Here is a 17,550-nt window from a genome sequence, read left to right on the forward strand (position 1 = left end):
GACCTAGATAAAGCTTTTATAACGCAAAGTGGAATAAAGGTGATTTAGCCATAAAGTTTGTTTACACTAAGCCAAATCGTTTTGTTTCTATCACCCAATAAATGCGTTGGGTGTATTTATGTTGGCCAAAGAAAGCTTTGGCATAGAGGTAAAAAATGGAAAAGGTTCCAATGACAGTGCGTGGCGCTCAGCAGCTACGTGACGAATTAGATCGCCTACTTAAGCTACGTCCTATTATTTCAGCAGCTATAGGTGAAGCACGTGAACTCGGTGACTTGAAAGAGAACGCTGAATATCACGCCGCTCGTGAAGAGCAGGGTATCTGTGAAGCTCAAATTCGAGATATCGAATACAAGCTATCGCTAGCTCAGATCATCGACGTAACTCAAATGGATAACACAGGCAAGGTTATCTTTGGTACTACGGTTACTTTGATTGACGTAGATACTGATGAAGAGTTCCGTTACCAAATCGTTTCTGAAGATGAAGCTGAAATCAAAACTGGCCGCATTTCGGTGAAATCACCGATCGCTCGTGGCCTTATTGGTAAGATGGAAGGTGACGAGGTTATTATCTCTACACCTGGCGGCGATAAAGATTTCGAAATCGACAAAGTAGAATACATCTAATTGAATTTACTTTGGTTCTAATAAGTAAAAAGGTCGCTAATGCGACCTTTTTCGTTTCTCACGCTACACTAAAAGATAAGCACAGTGGCTTTCTTATTGCGGAGCTAGCTTGAAGTCAAACTAGCTTATTTGCGTGGAATCTCGATTTTACGTGCTTCTGACTGACGGAACAGTACTAGAACTTTACCGATAGTCTGTACTTTCTCAGCTTTAGATTCACGTACAATTGCATCGATAATCAGTTGCTTAGTCTCACGGTCTTCTGATGCAACTTTAATCTTGATCAGTTCGTGGTGGTCTAGAGCTAATTCGATTTCCGCTAGAACAGCTTCAGTAAGTCCATTTGCGCCCATTAGCACTACAGGTTTTAAACTGTGAGCTAGGCCCTTTAGATGCTGCTTTTGTTTGGTACTTAGGTTCATTACGCGGCCAATTTTATTTAGTATTAGGGTTGAAAAAACCTATTTTAACGCCATCTAAAGCTGAAGACTATAATTTATTCAGCAATTAGTACTTTCCTCCAATTTAGGTATCCAATGAGCAAACAGAAACACTCGGCCAGTTCAGGCCGTTGGTTGAAGGAACACTTCGACGACAAGTATGCAAATGAAGCAAGAAAAAGAGGCTATCGTTCGCGTGCTTATTTCAAAATGGAAGAGATTCAAACGAAAGATAAATTGCTGACTCCTGGGATGACCATTGTGGATTTGGGCGCAGCGCCTGGCGGTTGGTCTCAATATGCTGCTAAGATTATCGGAGACAACGGTCAAATCATTGCTTGTGACTTGCTACCTATGGATCCGATTGCTGGAGTGAGCTTTTTACAAGGCGATTTCCGCGAAGAAGCTGTGCTAGATGCCTTGTTGGAACGTATACAACCAAACATGGTTGATGTCGTGATGTCTGATATGGCACCTAATATAGCAGGCAACAATTCTGTGGATCAGCCGAGAGCTATGTATTTAGTTGAATTAGCTTTGGATATGTGTCGACAAGTTCTAGCTACCAATGGTAGTTTTGTTGTAAAAGTATTCCAAGGCGAAGGGTTTGACCAATATGTTAAGGACGTCCGTGAGATGTTTAAAACAGTCAAAGTTAGAAAACCCGACTCTTCTCGAGCTCGATCTCGTGAAGTGTTTATCGTAGCAACTGGTTACAAAGGTTAACGATTCTCTTCCAAGAGTGAGAGTTAACAACATGGCTACAGGTTACAAACTGTAGTACCCTACCTTTAATTACAATTAGTTATCGAGAGGCTTACACCTTGAGTGACATGGCAAAAAATTTAATTCTGTGGCTTGTTATCGCGGTAGTGTTGATGTCGGTATTCCAGAGCTTCGGCCCTGGGGAAAGTAACGGCAGAGCAGTAGATTACACCACGTTTGTACAGGAAGTTGGCCAAGGCCAGATTCAAGACGCACAGTTCAATAACAGCGAAATCACTTTCACACGTCGTGGTGGTGGCTCTAAGTATGTAACTTACATGCCTGTTTATGATCAAAAGCTACTTGATGACTTAATTAATCAAAACGTAAAAGTTCAGGGTACACCACCTGAAGAGCAGAGCCTGCTTGGCACTATCTTCATCTCATGGTTCCCAATGATCTTACTGATTGGTGTGTGGATTTTCTTCATGCGTCAAATGCAAGGCGGCGGCGGCGGTAAAGGCGCGATGTCTTTTGGTAAGAGCAAAGCTCGAATGATGAGCGAAGAACAAATCAAAACGATGTTTGCGGATGTTGCTGGTTGTGACGAAGCAAAAGAAGACGTGAAAGAGCTTGTGGATTACCTTCGTGACCCAAGTCGCTTCCAAAAACTGGGTGGTAAGATCCCGACAGGTATCCTGTTGGTCGGTCCTCCTGGTACTGGTAAGACATTGCTTGCAAAAGCAATTGCTGGTGAAGCGAAAGTACCGTTCTTTACTATCTCAGGTTCTGATTTCGTTGAAATGTTTGTTGGTGTTGGTGCATCTCGTGTGCGTGACATGTTCGAGCAAGCGAAGAAAGCAGCACCTTGTATCATCTTTATCGATGAAATCGATGCTGTAGGTCGTCAACGTGGCGCTGGTGTTGGTGGTGGTCACGATGAACGTGAGCAAACACTTAACCAAATGCTGGTTGAGATGGATGGCTTCGAAGGTAACGAAGGTATTATTGTTATCGCTGCGACTAACCGTCCCGACGTGCTAGACCCTGCATTACTTCGTCCTGGTCGTTTTGACCGTCAAGTTGTGGTTGGTCTACCTGATGTACGTGGTCGTGAACAGATTCTTAAAGTGCACATGCGCAAAGTTCCACTATCAGGTGATGTTGAACCATCTCTGATTGCTCGTGGTACTCCAGGTTTCTCTGGTGCAGATCTTGCGAACCTTGTGAACGAGGCGGCGCTATTTGCAGCTCGTGGTAACAAACGCAATGTATCGATGGTTGAGTTTGAACTTGCGAAAGATAAGATCATGATGGGTGCAGAGCGCCGTTCAATGGTGATGTCTGAAGAAGTGAAAGAGTCAACAGCTTACCACGAAGCAGGCCACGCAATTGTTGGTCGTTTGGTACCTGAACACGATCCAGTGTACAAGGTGTCAATCATTCCACGTGGTCGTGCACTTGGTGTGACTATGTATCTACCTGAGCAAGACCGCGTAAGCATGTCTCGCCAACACCTAGAGTCAATGATCTCTAGCTTGTACGGTGGTCGTCTTGCTGAAGAACTTATCTACGGTAAAGACAAGGTTTCGACTGGTGCGTCTAACGATATCGAACGTGCAACTGATATTGCTCGTAAGATGGTAACGCAGTGGGGCTTCTCTGAAAAACTAGGTCCTCTTCTATATGCTGAAGAAGAAGGCGAAGTTTTCCTAGGTCGTGGCATGAGCCAAGCGAAACATGTTTCTGACGATACAACTCGACTTATCGATGAAGAAATTCGTATTCTTATCGACCGTAACTATGCTCGTGCGAAGCAGATTCTTGAAGAGAACATGGATCTCATGCACTCGATGAAAGATGCGCTGATGAAGTTTGAAACGATTGATGCAGGTCAGATTGATGACTTGATGGAACGTAAAGACGAGATTCGCGAGCCTGCTGGTTGGGGTGATGAAGCAAAATCAGAACCTGCAAAGGAAGAAGCCAAGCCTGAAGCTAAATCAGAAGAACAAGCTAAAGCAGACCCAGAAGAATCGAAAGTTGAAGAAGTTAAATCTGAATCAGATGATACTAAAAACAAAGATTCTTAATCGCTAAGCTATAAATTAAAACCCTGAGTACGCTCAGGGTTTTTCTGTTTATAGCCCAAGGTGTTTTTTACTCTTTAAGACCTGCCTTTCATGATATTAAAAGCAAACAATAAAACGCTCGTTTTAGACCGCCCACATGTAATGGGTATCCTCAATGTCACCCCTGATTCTTTCTCTGATGGCGGAAAATTCAACTCATTAGACAATGCATTGCAGCAAGCTGAACGAATGATTCAAGCCGGCGTTAGCATTATTGATATTGGTGGTGAATCGACTCGTCCTGGAGCACCGGACGTTTCCTTAGAGGAAGAGCTCGCTCGAGTTATTCCTGCAATTAAAGCGATTCGTACCAAGTTTGATGTTTGGATTTCTATTGATACCAGCAAAGCGGAAGTGATGCGCCAAGCTGTTGAAGCGGGTGCTGATTTGATCAATGATGTACGCGCTTTACAAGAGCCAGGTGCCCTACAAGCTGCCGCTGAGGCTAATGTTCCTGTTTGCCTGATGCACATGAAAGGCCAACCAAGAACCATGCAAGCTAGCCCAGTTTACGACGATGTTCTAATGGATGTTGAAGCATTCTTACAAGAAAGAGTGGAAGCTTGTGAGGCTGTAGGAATCTCAAAAGAACAGCTGATTCTGGACCCTGGTTTTGGTTTTGGTAAAACCATTGAACACAATTACCACCTATTAGCGCACCTTGAAAAATTTCATACGCTTGGGTTGCCAGTTTTAGCTGGGATGTCGAGAAAATCGATGATCTTTAAGCTACTGGACAAGGCCCCAGCAGATTGCATGGTAGCCAGTGTCACTTGCGCGACTATCGCTGCAATGAAAGGCGCACAAATTATTCGCGTTCACGATGTTGAAGATACATTGGAAGCGATGAAGATAATCGAAGTGATGAATAACAATCACTAATAATAATTAAGGAAAATCAATATGTCTGATAAAAGACGTTACTTCGGCACAGATGGTGTACGTGGCAAAGTTGGCCAATACCCGATTACACCTGATTTTGTTCTGAAGCTTGGCTGGGCTGCAGGTCGTGTTCTTGCGAAGCAGGGCACCAAGAAAGTGATCATTGGTAAAGATACTCGTATCTCTGGCTATATGCTTGAGTCTGCGTTAGAAGCTGGCCTTGCTGCTGCGGGTCTTCAGGCTACGTTTACTGGCCCAATGCCAACACCTGCTGTTGCTTACTTAACACAAACTTTCCGTGCTGAAGCTGGTATCGTTATCTCTGCATCGCATAACCCTTTCTATGACAACGGCATTAAGTTCTTCTCTTCTGAAGGCACTAAATTGTCGGATGACATTGAGTTGGCTATCGAAGCTGAACTAGATAAAGATATCGAGTGCGTGGAATCTTCTGCATTGGGTAAAGCTGTACGTTTAAATGATGCAGCTGGCCGTTATATCGAATTTTGTAAAAGTACATTCCCACACAAAATGACGTTAGCGGGCATGAAAATTGTGGTGGATTGCGCACATGGTGCGACTTACCACATTGCGCCAGCGGTATTTAAAGAGTTGGGTGCTGAAGTGATTGCAATGGGTGTTGAACCAAATGGTACTAACATCAACCACGAAGTGGGTGCGACAGATGTGCGTGCTCTGCAAGCTAAAGTACTTGAAGAAAAAGCAGCGTTAGGCCTAGGCTTTGATGGTGACGGTGACCGCATCATCATGGTTGATGAGCTAGGTAATAAGGTTGATGGTGACCAAATCGCTTACATCATTGCTCGTGATGCGTTGCGTCGTGGTGAGTTGAAAGGTGGCGTTGTTGGTACACTAATGACCAACCTTGGTATGGAAAACGGCCTTAAGCAGTTAGGTATTCCGTTTGTTCGTGCTGCTGTTGGTGACCGTTACGTCATGGAGCAACTTCTTGCTAAAGGCTGGAAGATCGGTGCAGAAAATTCGGGTCACGTTATCCTATTAGATAAAGTGACGACAGGTGATGCTATCGTTGCTGCCTTGCAAGTATTGGCTTCAGTTGTCGACAGTGAAATGACACTGAATGAACTTTCTCAAGGTATGACGTTATATCCTCAAGTTCTAGAAAACGTTCGTTTCAGCGGTGACTCAAATCCACTCGAAGCAGAAGCGGTGAAAGCGGCGGTTGTAGAAGTAGAAGCTGAGCTTGGCGAGAAAGGTCGTGTGCTATTACGTAAGTCTGGTACCGAGCCACTACTGCGTGTCATGGTTGAAGGCGAAGACGCAGAGCTTGTTCAAGCGTCTGCGCTTAAGATTGCAGATGCAGTAAAAGCAAACTGCTAATTTAACCTTTTACTTAACCGGCGAAACGAATAGCGCCTGTGATTAGAAGTGATTGACTTATATAACGGTCAAAAGAGACGTAAATGAGTTTTGTGTCGCTTTTGACCTTTTTTTAACCATTCGCTTGGTAAAGGCTTATTTTTTAGCAAATTCCCCTTGTCAGCCATCGTCGCATTCGCTAGTATTGCTCGGCCTTCAGTTAGGAGGTCGCTAGCCTTGTTCTTGAAAATAGTTTTTTGAACGGCGCTGGCTCAACAATTAGGAACATAGGTGGAAAAATGTTTACAGTTCTACTTGTGATTTACCTGTTGGCAGCGCTTGGTGTAATTGGCCTAGTGTTGATTCAACAAGGTAAAGGCGCAGATATGGGAGCCTCTTTCGGTGCTGGCGCTTCAAACACTGTGTTTGGTGCTGGTGGCTCAGGAAATTTCCTTACCCGAATGACTGCAGTTTTTGCAACTACATTTTTTATCCTTAGCTTAGTGCTTGGTAATATGTCTACACATAAAACTGAGTCACAATGGATTGACCCGACTCAAGGTCAGGTAATTCAGCAAGCTGAAGATGCAGTGAGTGAAGTTCCGACGCAAGGCGACGAAATTCCACAATAAGCTGCAAAGATTTGATGCCGAGATGGTGAAATTGGTAGACACGCTAGCATGAGGTGCTAGTGCCTTAGGGTGTGAGGGTTCGAGTCCCTCTCTCGGCACCATGTTTACAAACTTGTAAAACATCTTGTTGGGCGTATAATGCTCACAAGTCGGACGCGGGATGGAGCAGTTTGGTAGCTCGTCGGGCTCATAACCCGAAGGTCGTCGGTTCAAATCCGGCTCCCGCAACCAATTTCAATGCTATTATATAGCTTGTATTGGTAGCAAGTTTGCACAGTGTGAACCTCACTGTGAGTTAAGTGTGATATCGAATGTGATGACACTTAACATATAAGGGTCCAGCAACAAAAACCCCGGCTTATACGGGGTTTTTTGTTATCTAAGCATTTGTAAATGCCTTTAGATGATAATGTTTGCTTGGAATTTAAATTGGGCTTTGAGCCCTTTTTTTGTTTCTGGAGTGGTTAAATGACTGGTTTAGAGAGACAACTTACTGAAATGCTTGACGCTCCAGTAGCAGCATCAGGTTATGAGTTAGTTGGATTAGAATTTATTCGTGCTGGTGAGCACTCAACGCTACGTATTTACATCGATTCACCAAATGGTATCAATGTAGATGATTGCTCTGAGGTTAGTCACCAAGTAAGTGCCGTAATGGACGTTGAAGATCCAATTTCAGTGGCTTATAACCTTGAAGTGTCTTCACCAGGTTTAGAGAGACCACTGTTCAAAGCAGAGCATTACCAACAATTTATTGGTCACGAGGTAAGCATCGTTTTGAAAATGGCTGTCGGCAACCGTCGTAAATGGAAAGGTGATATCCAATCTATCGAAGGCGAGACAGTGAAAGTATTGGTTGAAGGACAAGAAGAAGAATTCGTCCTGAGCAATATTGCGAAAGCTAACCTGATCCCTAAATTTTAGTTCTCCTAGAGAGAAGAGCTTAAGAGGCTAGATTAATGAACAAAGAAATTTTGGCGGTAGTAGAAGCTGTTTCAAATGAGAAAGCAGTTCCTCGTGAGCGTATTTTTGAAGCGCTTGAAATCGCGCTTGCAACGGCAACAAAAAAGAAAAGCGAATTAGAAATTGAAGTTCGTGTAGAAATTGACCGTAAAACGGGTAATTTCGAAACTTTCCGCCGTTGGGAAGCTGTTGAGGAAGTTGAATTCCCAACAAAAGAAATCTCTATTGAAGCTGCAAAGTACGATGATCCAGAGATCGAACTTGGCGGTTTCATTGAAGATGATATCGAATCAGTAACGTTTGACCGTATTACGACTCAAACGGCTAAGCAAGTTATCGTACAGAAAGTACGTGAAGCAGAACGTGCTCAAATCGTTGAACAGTTTATTGACAACGAAGGCGAGCTCGTAACTGGCGCAGTTAAGAAAGTTAACCGTGACACAGTTATTCTAGACCTAGGTAACAACGCTGAAGCGGTAATCCTTCGTGACGACCAACTTCCTCGTGAAAACTTCCGTCCAGGTGACCGTGTTCGTGGTCTTCTTTACGCAGTTAAACCAGAAGCTCGCGGTTTCCAGCTTTTCGTTACTCGTTCGAAGCCAGAAATGCTAGCTGAACTATTCCGCGTTGAAGTGCCTGAGATTGGTGAAGAGCTAATTGAACTTAAAGGTGCTGCACGTGACGCTGGTTCTCGTGCTAAAATCGCTGTGAAAACAAACGACAAACGTATTGACCCTGTTGGTGCGTGTGTTGGTATGCGTGGTGCACGTGTACAAGCTGTTTCTAATGACCTTGGCGGTGAGCGTATCGATATCGTTCTTTGGGACGATAACCCAGCTCAGTTCGTTATTAACGCAATGGCGCCTGCTGATGTTGCTTCAATCATCGTTGATGAAGATGCACACTCTATGGACATCGCTGTTGAAGCCGATAATCTGGCACAAGCGATTGGCCGTAGCGGTCAAAACGTACGTCTAGCTTCTCAACTAACGGGTTGGGAACTGAATGTAATGACTGTTGCTGATCTAGAGAAGAAGCACCAAGAAGAAGCTGTTGCTTCTATTGAAAACTTCATGAAGCACCTAGACATTGAAGAAGACTTTGCTCAAATGCTTGTTGAAGAAGGCTTCTCTACACTTGAAGAAGTGGCATACGTTCCTGTGAACGAGCTTCTTGAAGTAGACGGTCTAGACGAAGGTATCGTTGAAGAACTACGTAACCGCGCGAAAGACGCACTGACTACTCTAGCGCTAGCGAAAGAAGAGACTTTCGACGGTGTTGAGCCTGCTGAAGACTTACTTGCACTTGAAGGTCTTGAGCGTGAAATGGCTTACAAGCTAGCAGCAAAAGGCGTTGCGACATTGGAAGACCTAGCTGACCAAGGCGTTGATGAACTAGAAGGCATCGAAGACCTAACTGCAGAGCGAGCAGGCGAGCTGATTATGGCTGCGCGTAACATCTGTTGGTTCGGCGACGAAGAATAATTCAGCAAGGAGAGAAAGCGGTATGACACAATTAACAGTTAAAGCACTGAGTGAAGAGATTGGTACGCCAGTTGACCGCTTAATTGAACAACTTGCTGATGCAGGAATGAAGAAAGCAGGGTCGGATCAAGTGACTGATTCAGAGAAGCAAACATTGCTAACGCACCTTAAAAAGGAGCATGGCGATACTTCAGGCGAAACAGAACCGACTCGTTTAACTCTTCAACGCAAGACCCGCAGCACGCTAAGTGTTGCCGCTGGAGGCGGTAAGAGTAAGGATGTTCAAGTAGAGGTACGTAAAAAGCGTACTTACGTGAAGCGCAGCACTATTGAAGATGAAGCGAAACGTGAAGCTGAGGAAGTAGCTAATCGTGAAGTGGAAGAGAAAGCACAACGCGATGCTGAAGAGCAAGCGAAACGTGATGCTGCAGAGAAAGCACAGCGCGAAGCCGAAGAAAAAGTAACACGTGAAGCGGATGCAAAACGTGATTCTGAAGAGAAGGCTCAACGCGCACAAGCTGAAAAGGCTAAAAAAGACATGAATTCAAAAAATGCAGACGCTAACGCACAAGCGAAAAAAGAAGCGGATGAACTTAAAACTCGTCAAGAGCAAGAAGCAACTCGTAAAGCCGAAGCTGAAGCAGCTAAGCTTGTTGAGGAAGCTCGTAAGTTAGCAGAAGAGAACCAAGAACGTTGGTCTGAAGAAGAGAAGAAGAAGAAAGAGCAAGAGAAATCTGCGGATTACCATGTGACTACTTCTACTTATGCTCGTGAAGCAGAAGATGCGGCTGATAAAAAAGATGAGAAAGCTCCTCGTCGTCGCAAGAAGAAACCTGCTCCAGCAGCTCAACCTGGCAACAACCGTGGTGGTCGTAACCAACGTGGTCGTGGCGGTAAAGGTAGGCTTGCTAAACCAACTTCAATGCAGCAAGGCTTTGATAAGTCAGCAACTGTTGCTAAATCTGATGTTGCTATTGGCGAAACTATCGTTGTTTCTGAACTGGCTAGCAAAATGTCAGTTAAAGCAACTGAAGTTATCAAAGTAATGATGAAGATGGGCGCTATGGCGACTATCAACCAAGTGATCGACCAAGAAACAGCACAACTTGTTGCTGAAGAAATGGGTCACAAGGTTATCCTACGTAAAGAAAACGAACTAGAAGAAGCAGTGCTAGCTGACCGTGATAGCGATGCTGTCGCAGAAGGTCGTGCTCCTGTTGTTACTATCATGGGTCACGTTGATCACGGTAAAACTTCTACACTTGATTACATTCGTAAAGCACACGTTGCGTCTGGCGAAGCTGGCGGTATCACACAGCACATTGGTGCTTACCACGTAGATACTGACAACGGCATGATCACGTTCCTTGATACTCCTGGACACGCGGCGTTTACTGCTATGCGTGCTCGTGGTGCTCAAGCGACAGATATCGTTGTACTTGTTGTTGCCGCTGATGATGGCGTAATGCCACAAACAATCGAAGCAATCCAGCACGCGAAAGCGGCAGGCGTTCCTCTGATTGTTGCTGTGAACAAGATCGACAAAGAGGGTGCAAACCCAGACAACGTTAAGAATGAGCTAGCTCAATACGACGTTATCCCTGAAGAGTGGGGCGGTGAGAACATCTTCGTTCACATCTCTGCAAAACAGGGTACAAACATCGATGGTCTTCTAGAAGCTATCCTTCTTCAGTCTGAAGTTCTTGAGCTTACAGCGGTTAAAGAAGGCATGGCATCTGGTGTTGTTGTTGAATCTCGTCTTGATAAAGGTCGCGGTCCAGTTGCAACAGTACTAGTACAGTCTGGTACTCTTAACAAAGGCGATATCGTTCTTTGTGGTCAAGAGTACGGCCGTGTTCGTGCAATGCGCGATGAAAACGGTAAAGACATCGAAACTGCAGGTCCATCTATCCCTGTAGAAATTCTAGGTCTTTCTGGCGTTCCTGCTTCAGGTGATGAAGCAACGGTTGTACGTGATGAGCGTAAAGCGCGTGAAGTTGCGAACTACCGTCAAGGTAAATTCCGTGATGTTAAACTAGCTCGCCAACAAAAAGCGAAACTAGAGAACATGTTCGCGAACATGACTGCTGGTGAAGTTGCTGAACTTAACGTTGTACTTAAAGCTGACGTTCAAGGCTCTGTAGAAGCAATTGCTGACTCTCTACTGAAACTGTCAACTGACGAAGTTAAAGTTAACATCGTAGGTTCTGGTGTTGGTGGTATTACGGAAACTGATGCAACTCTTGCAGCTGCTTCTAACGCTATCATCCTTGGTTTCAACGTTCGTGCTGACGCAACTGCGCGTGGTACTGTTCAGAATGAAAACCTAGATCTACGTTACTACTCAATCATTTACCAACTGATCGACGAAGTGAAACAGGCGATGGGCGGTATGCTTGCTCCTGAATTCCGTCAAGAGATCATTGGTCTTGCTCAAGTTCGTGACGTATTTAAGTCGCCTAAACTTGGTGCAATCGCTGGTTGTATCGTTACTGAAGGTACGATTAAGCGTAGCAGCCCAATCCGCGTACTTCGCGAAAACGTTGTTATCTACGAAGGTGAACTAGAGTCACTTCGTCGCTTTAAAGATGACGTTCAAGAAGTTAAAAATGGTTACGAGTGTGGTATCGGCGTTAAGAACTACAACGACGTTCGCGTTGGTGACCAGATCGAAGTATTCGAAATTGTTGAAGTTAAACGTACTCTAGACTAATCAGTCAGTACGACTCGACATATTGACTAAGGTTACTAACATTACCTGTAAAGGTAATAAGTAATCGGTTGTTGAATACACCATGGGGGGCTGGTAATTACCAAGCCCCCCATCTTTCTAAGTGAGAAAAGAAAATGTCAAAAGAATTTAGCCGCACACAACGTGTGTCTCAGCAGCTTCAAAAAGAGCTAGCACTTATCCTCCAACGTGAAGTTCGTGACTCACGCATTGGTATGGTAACTATTTCAGATGTAGAAGTGTCTCGTGACCTTGCATACGCAAAAGTGTTCGTGACTTTCCTATGTATCGGTGAGCAAACACCTGAATCATGTCTTGCTGCTCTTAAAGAGCATGAAGTGCCAGTTCGTATGGCTCTTGGCAAGCGTATTCGTCACCGTCTAACACCTGAAGTTCGTTTTACTTACGACAACACATTGGTAGAAGGCATGCGTATGTCTAACCTAGTAAGTGAAGTACTGAACGATGACAAGCGTAAGCAAGAAGAATCTGGCCGCACTGACGAAACTCAGTCTAAGGATGAAGAGTAATGGCTCGCCGTCGTAAAGGTCGCCCTATAAACGGGGTAATTCTGTTAGATAAGCCAACAGGCATTTCATCTAATGATGCACTGCAAAAAGTAAAGCGTATTTACTTTGCAGAAAAGGCAGGGCACACCGGTGCTCTGGATCCTCTTGCGACTGGCATGCTGCCAATTTGTCTTGGTGAAGCAACGAAGTTCTCTCAGTTTCTTCTAGATTCTGATAAGCGCTACGTTGTTGTCGCGAAGCTTGGTGAGCGTACCAACACCTCAGATTCTGATGGTGAAGTGGTTGAAACGCGTGAAATCAACGTGACTCAAGAGCAACTTGAACGCTGCATTGCAAGCTTCAAAGGTGAAACCGACCAGGTTCCATCAATGTTCTCAGCATTGAAGTTTCAAGGTAAGCCTTTGTATGAATATGCACGTGCAGGTATCGAGGTGCCTCGTGAGTCTCGCAAGATCACTGTTTATTCTATTGAGCTACTTCGCTTTGAAGGTGATGAAGTTGAGATGGAAGTGCATTGTTCTAAAGGTACTTACATCCGCACAATTACCGACGATCTTGGTGAAATGCTAGGTTGTGGTGCTCACGTGACAATGCTTCGTCGTACTGGTGTTGCAAAGTACCCGTATGAACGCATGGTTACCTTGGAACAGCTGAACGAAATTCTAGAGCAAGCACAAGCGCAAGAGATTGCACCTAAAGAGTTGCTTGATCCATTGCTAATGCCAATGGACACGGCTGTAGAAGACTTACCTGAAGTTAACCTGAATGCGGAACTGACTGATCTTGTTCAGCACGGTATGCCCGTTCAAGTCACAGGCGCTCCTGCTGAAGGTACCGTTCGCATGACAAGCGGTGAAGAGAAGCTGTTTGTTGGCGTTGCTCAAATTGCTGAAGATGGCCGAGTTGCCCCGAAGCGTTTGGTTGTTTTTAGAGATGAAGAGCCACAAGCATAACGCTGAAACCTAGTTAGGTATAGGCGCTTAGCCTGGAAAAGCGAATCAATAATATAGAAAGCGAGCCCTTAATTTTAATGGTTCGCTTTTTTCGTTTTTCATCAGTTCGATTGTTATTGCACCAACACGTAAACTTCCCTATAATCCTCGGCTCGCGTAGCGGCTGAATCAGAGATTGGCTGCTACAAATATAAACTTACTCTTATCAGGAGAGATTTATGTCTCTGAATGCAGAAACTAAAGCAGCAATCGTTGCAGAATACGCACAATCTGAAGGCGACACAGGTTCACCAGAAGTACAAGTAGCACTACTTACTGCTTCTATCAACCACCTACAAGGTCACTTCAAAGCGCACAAACACGATCACCACAGCCGTCGTGGTCTATTACGTATGGTTTCTAGCCGTCGTAAGCTTCTTGATTACTTGAAAGGCAAAAACCTTACTCGTTACCAAGATCTAATCAAGCGTCTAGGCCTACGTCGCTAATAGCGATGTCTGCAAAGACAGTTTGAAGAAAAGGAGCATTTATGCTCCTTTTTTTGTACCCGTAAGAAAATGTTTGGCCGGATGCACAGAATATCATCTGGCTTTTTCTGATAGGAAATATCTCTCCTAATAAAAATAGTTTATACTACGCCCGCCTATGCGTTTTCAACGCTGGGCAATCAACCTCTCAAGACGTTACAGTCACAGATGTCGGCCAATAGGTCGCGACTATTCAAAGGCGGATTTGGTCTTAATTCGGCGTATGAACTCATACAAAGAAGCATCATTCCCAAGTCTCTTTTCACTAGTCGCGATTGGTAATATCTTGAGTCAATCTTCACTTAATCTAAAGTCATGACTTTAGAGCTAAGGATATACAATGTTTGAAAAACCAGTTGTAAAATCGTTCCAGTACGGTAACCACACCGTTACTCTAGAAACGGGCGTAATGGCACGTCAAGCTACTGCTGCTGTAATGGCGACTATGGACGATACATCAGTATTCGTTTCTGTTGTTGCTAAGAAAGAAGCTGTTGCAGGCCAAGATTTCTTCCCTCTAACAGTTAACTACCAAGAGCGTACATACGCTGCGGGTAAAATCCCTGGTGGTTTCTTCAAGCGTGAAGGTCGTCCTTCTGAAGGCGAAACGCTAACAGCTCGTCTGATTGACCGTCCAATTCGTCCACTTTTCCCAAGTGCGTTTAAAAACGAAGTTCAAGTTATCGCTACGGTTGTTTCTATCAACCCTGACGTAAACCCAGACATGATCACTATGATCGCAACGTCTGCTGCACTTGCTATCTCTGGTGCTCCATTCAATGGTCCTATCGGTGCTGCACGTGTTGGTCACATCGACGGCGAACTTGTTCTTAACCCATCAAATACTGAGCTTGAAAACTCTAAACTAGACCTAGTTGTGTCTGGTACAGAAGGCGCAGTACTTATGGTTGAATCTGAAGCAGATAACCTATCTGAAGAAGAAATGCTTTCAGCTGTTGTTTACGGTCACGACCAACAACAAGTTGTAATCAAAGCGATCAACGAATTTGCAGCTGAAGTTGCAACTCCATCTTGGAACTGGGAAGCGCCAGCAGTTAATACTGAGCTTAAAGCTAAAGTTGCTGAGCAAGCTGAAACTCGTCTATCTGACGCGTACCAGATCACTGAGAAAATGGCTCGTTACGAGCAAGTTGGCGCAATCAAGAACGACGTTGTTGAAGCTCTAATTGTACAAGACGAAAACCTAGATGAGCGCGAAATCCGCGGCATGCTTGGTTCTCTAGAGAAAAACGTAGTACGTAGCCGCATCATCGCTGGCAACCCACGTATCGATGGCCGTGAAAAAGACATGGTTCGTGCGCTAGACGTACGTACTGGTGTTCTTCCACGTACACACGGTTCTTCTCTATTCACTCGTGGTGAAACTCAAGCACTTGTTACTGCAACGCTTGGCACACAACGTGATGCTCAAATCATCGACAGCCTAATGGGTGAGAAGAAAGACAACTTCCTTCTACACTACAACTTCCCTCCATACTGTGTAGGTGAAACTGGTTTCGTTGGTTCTCCTAAGCGTCGTGAAATTGGTCACGGTAAGCTTGCTAAACGTGGTATCCAAGCAGTAATGCCTTCTGTTGACGAATTCCCATACACAGTTCGTGTTGTATCGGAAATCACAGAATCTAACGGTTCTTCTTCAATGGCTTCTGTATGTGGTACATCTCTAGCACTTATGGATGCTGGTGTTCCAATCAAAGCTTCTGTTGCGGGTATCGCAATGGGTCTTGTTAAAGAAGGCGACGATTTCGTTGTTCTTTCTGACATCCTTGGTGACGAAGATCACCTAGGTGACATGGACTTTAAAGTAGCAGGTACTAACGCTGGTATCACTGCACTTCAAATGGACATCAAGATCGAAGGTATCACTAAAGAGATCATGCAAATTGCACTTAACCAAGCGCAAGGTGCACGTAAGCACATCCTTTCTGTAATGGATGAAGCTATCTCTGGTGCTCGTGAAGATATCTCTGAATTCGCTCCACGTATCCACACAATGAAAATCAGCTCTGATAAGATCAAAGATGTTATCGGTAAAGGCGGCGCAGTTATCCGTGCTCTTTGTGAAGAAACAGGTACTACAATCGAAATCGAAGACGATGGCACAATCAAGATTGCTGCTACTGAAGGCGCAGCTGCTAAAGAAGCTATCCGCCGTATCGAAGAGATCACTGCTGAAGTTGAAGTTGGCCGCATTTACCAAGGTAAAGTTGCTCGTCTAGCTGACTTCGGTGCATTCGTTACTATCCTTCCAGGTAAAGATGGTCTAGTACACATCTCTCAAATCGCTGATAAGCGTGTTGAGAAAGTGTCTGACTACCTAACTGAAGGTCAAGAAGTTCCAGTTAAGGTTCTTGAAATTGACCGTCAAGGCCGTGTACGTCTAAGCATGAAAGAAGCAGTTGAAACGCCAGCTGAAGGCGAAGCACCTGCTGCTGAGTAATTCTTAGCCTATTAATGGGACTATCGCTTTTTAGTGATTTCTAACCCATTGGTAAAAAAGCATGTTATAAAGGGGAGCATATCGCTCCCCTTTTTTATTGCGGTCATAACAGGAGTAATTATTTGTGAAATGGTTTCAAACCGCGAGTATGTGTTTACTGCTTGTACTAACTGGTTGTGCGACAACATCAGATAACACCTCACGTTGGGTTTATCCACCAATGGCTGTGCCGCTTCAACCAAGTGTTCAGCAAGAAGTGCAAATAGCGCGCCTTAGTCAGTTATTACAGCGCCCAGATTTGAACGATGAAGTTCGAGCTAAAATGTTGTTCGAGCGTGGTAATTACTACGATAGCGTTGGCCTGCGTGATTTAGCACGTCTTGATTTCAATCAGTCTCTTTCATTGAACCCCGCTCAACCTGATATCTTCAACCTTTTGGGTGTTTACTTTACGCAAGTAGGGGAGTTTGATGCCGCTTATGAATCTTTTGATTCTACGTTAGAGCTTGATCCTGCAAACTCATATGCAGAACGAAATCGTTCTATCGCACTCTACTATGGCGAGCGCTATGACTTAGCCAACGAAGAGATGATGAAGCACTACGCTGATGATCCTAGCGATCCGTTTCGCGCTCTGTGGCTTTACATCATTCAGCATGAACTTACACCAGAACAAGCAAAGCTTGATTTGCAAAAGCGTTACGAGAGTCGTGATGAGCAGTGGGGCTGGGTATTAGTTGCCATCATGCTTGACGATATTACCGAAGAGCAGGCATTCAAAGCTATTCTAACCGGGACTCGCGACAACACGCTCCTAGCTCAACGTCTGACGGAAACGTACTTCTACCTTGCTAAGCGTCACCACATGAATGGTGATTACGCGAATGCGATCTCTTTGTATAAGTTGGCGGTTTCTTTTAACGTGTATGAATACGTAGAACACCGTTACTCTTTCTTAGAGTTAAGCCGTATCTTCACTACGCTTAAAGCCGAGCATTTAGCGCAAGTTAAGTTGGCTGAGGCCGAAGAAGAAGCTAACGCTAAGTAAGTGACATAGTAAGAATATTAAAAACCGCTGCCTGTCAGCGGTTTTTTTATGCTCCTTTTTTATGCTCCTTTTTATAAACAAGGGGGGGGGGG

At 44.6% G+C, this 17,550-nt stretch carries 15 protein-coding genes and 2 tRNA genes; 16 read left to right on the forward strand and 1 reads right to left on the reverse strand.

Annotated elements, in window-relative coordinates; genetic code table 11:
- Window positions 1-155: 155 nt before the first annotated feature.
- A complete protein-coding gene (gene greA, locus AACR09_RS01970; RefSeq protein WP_017084249.1) occupies window positions 156-629 on the forward strand; it encodes a transcription elongation factor GreA in 474 nt (157 codons plus the stop codon).
- A gap of 125 nt (window positions 630-754) precedes the next feature.
- On the opposite strand, the gene yhbY is transcribed toward greA, so the two are convergent.
- A complete protein-coding gene (yhbY, locus tag AACR09_RS01975) occupies window positions 755-1,051 on the reverse strand; it encodes a ribosome assembly RNA-binding protein YhbY (protein ID WP_004734509.1) in 297 nt (98 codons plus the stop codon).
- 114 nt (window positions 1,052-1,165) lie between these two features.
- Between yhbY and rlmE the strand changes: the two genes are divergently transcribed.
- The 15 genes from rlmE (at window position 1,166) to nlpI (ending at window position 17,458) form a co-directional block, all read left to right on the forward strand.
- A complete protein-coding gene (rlmE, locus tag AACR09_RS01980) occupies window positions 1,166-1,795 on the forward strand; it encodes a 23S rRNA (uridine(2552)-2'-O)-methyltransferase RlmE (RefSeq protein ID WP_004734508.1) in 630 nt (209 codons plus the stop codon).
- A gap of 107 nt (window positions 1,796-1,902) precedes the next feature.
- Window positions 1,903-3,867, forward strand: a complete 1,965-nt coding sequence (gene ftsH, locus AACR09_RS01985) for an ATP-dependent zinc metalloprotease FtsH (protein ID WP_193835935.1) — start codon at window positions 1,903-1,905, stop codon at window positions 3,865-3,867.
- Window positions 3,868-3,957: 90 nt separating this feature from the next.
- On the forward strand, window positions 3,958-4,788 hold the full coding sequence (gene folP / locus AACR09_RS01990) for a dihydropteroate synthase (RefSeq protein ID WP_193835936.1): 831 nt from the start codon (window positions 3,958-3,960) through the stop codon (window positions 4,786-4,788).
- Window positions 4,789-4,809: 21 nt separating this feature from the next.
- The gene (glmM, locus tag AACR09_RS01995; RefSeq protein WP_004734505.1) at window positions 4,810-6,150 is read left to right on the forward strand and encodes a phosphoglucosamine mutase; all 1,341 of its coding nucleotides are present in this window, start codon (window positions 4,810-4,812) and stop codon (window positions 6,148-6,150) included.
- Window positions 6,151-6,428: 278 nt separating this feature from the next.
- Window positions 6,429-6,761, forward strand: coding sequence for a preprotein translocase subunit SecG (gene secG, locus AACR09_RS02000; protein WP_004734504.1), 333 nt, complete (start codon window positions 6,429-6,431; stop codon window positions 6,759-6,761).
- A 16-nt stretch (window positions 6,762-6,777) separates the two neighbouring features.
- A tRNA-Leu gene (locus tag AACR09_RS02005) sits at window positions 6,778-6,862 on the forward strand.
- A gap of 53 nt (window positions 6,863-6,915) precedes the next feature.
- Window positions 6,916-6,992 (forward strand) — tRNA-Met (locus AACR09_RS02010).
- 237 nt (window positions 6,993-7,229) lie between these two features.
- Window positions 7,230-7,685, forward strand: a complete 456-nt coding sequence (gene rimP, locus AACR09_RS02015; protein WP_004734501.1) for a ribosome maturation factor RimP — start codon at window positions 7,230-7,232, stop codon at window positions 7,683-7,685.
- A 35-nt stretch (window positions 7,686-7,720) separates the two neighbouring features.
- A complete protein-coding gene (gene nusA, locus AACR09_RS02020; RefSeq protein WP_004734499.1) occupies window positions 7,721-9,208 on the forward strand; it encodes a transcription termination factor NusA in 1,488 nt (495 codons plus the stop codon).
- Between the two features lie 22 nt (window positions 9,209-9,230).
- On the forward strand, window positions 9,231-11,921 hold the full coding sequence (gene infB / locus AACR09_RS02025; RefSeq protein WP_193835937.1) for a translation initiation factor IF-2: 2,691 nt from the start codon (window positions 9,231-9,233) through the stop codon (window positions 11,919-11,921).
- A 134-nt stretch (window positions 11,922-12,055) separates the two neighbouring features.
- A complete protein-coding gene (rbfA, locus tag AACR09_RS02030; protein ID WP_004734495.1) occupies window positions 12,056-12,469 on the forward strand; it encodes a 30S ribosome-binding factor RbfA in 414 nt (137 codons plus the stop codon).
- Complete coding sequence (truB, locus tag AACR09_RS02035; protein ID WP_193835938.1) at window positions 12,469-13,422, forward strand: tRNA pseudouridine(55) synthase TruB; 954 nt, start codon at window positions 12,469-12,471, stop codon at window positions 13,420-13,422. The genes rbfA and truB overlap by 1 nt, the downstream gene beginning before the upstream one ends.
- Window positions 13,423-13,640: 218 nt before the next feature.
- Window positions 13,641-13,910 (forward strand): 30S ribosomal protein S15, encoded by a 270-nt coding sequence (rpsO, locus tag AACR09_RS02040; protein ID WP_004734493.1) that lies wholly within the window; start codon window positions 13,641-13,643, stop codon window positions 13,908-13,910.
- Window positions 13,911-14,289: 379 nt separating this feature from the next.
- Window positions 14,290-16,410 carry a polyribonucleotide nucleotidyltransferase gene (pnp, locus tag AACR09_RS02045; RefSeq protein WP_193835939.1) on the forward strand — a complete coding sequence of 707 codons (2,121 nt, stop codon included), beginning with the start codon at window positions 14,290-14,292 and terminating at the stop codon, window positions 16,408-16,410.
- A 124-nt stretch (window positions 16,411-16,534) separates the two neighbouring features.
- Window positions 16,535-17,458 (forward strand): lipoprotein NlpI, encoded by a 924-nt coding sequence (nlpI, locus tag AACR09_RS02050; protein ID WP_004734491.1) that lies wholly within the window; start codon window positions 16,535-16,537, stop codon window positions 17,456-17,458.
- The last annotated feature ends 92 nt before the right edge of the window (window positions 17,459-17,550 follow it).

This window comes from Vibrio sp. OPT20 (assembly GCF_963889365.1).
GTDB lineage: Bacteria > Pseudomonadota > Gammaproteobacteria > Enterobacterales > Vibrionaceae > Vibrio > Vibrio splendidus.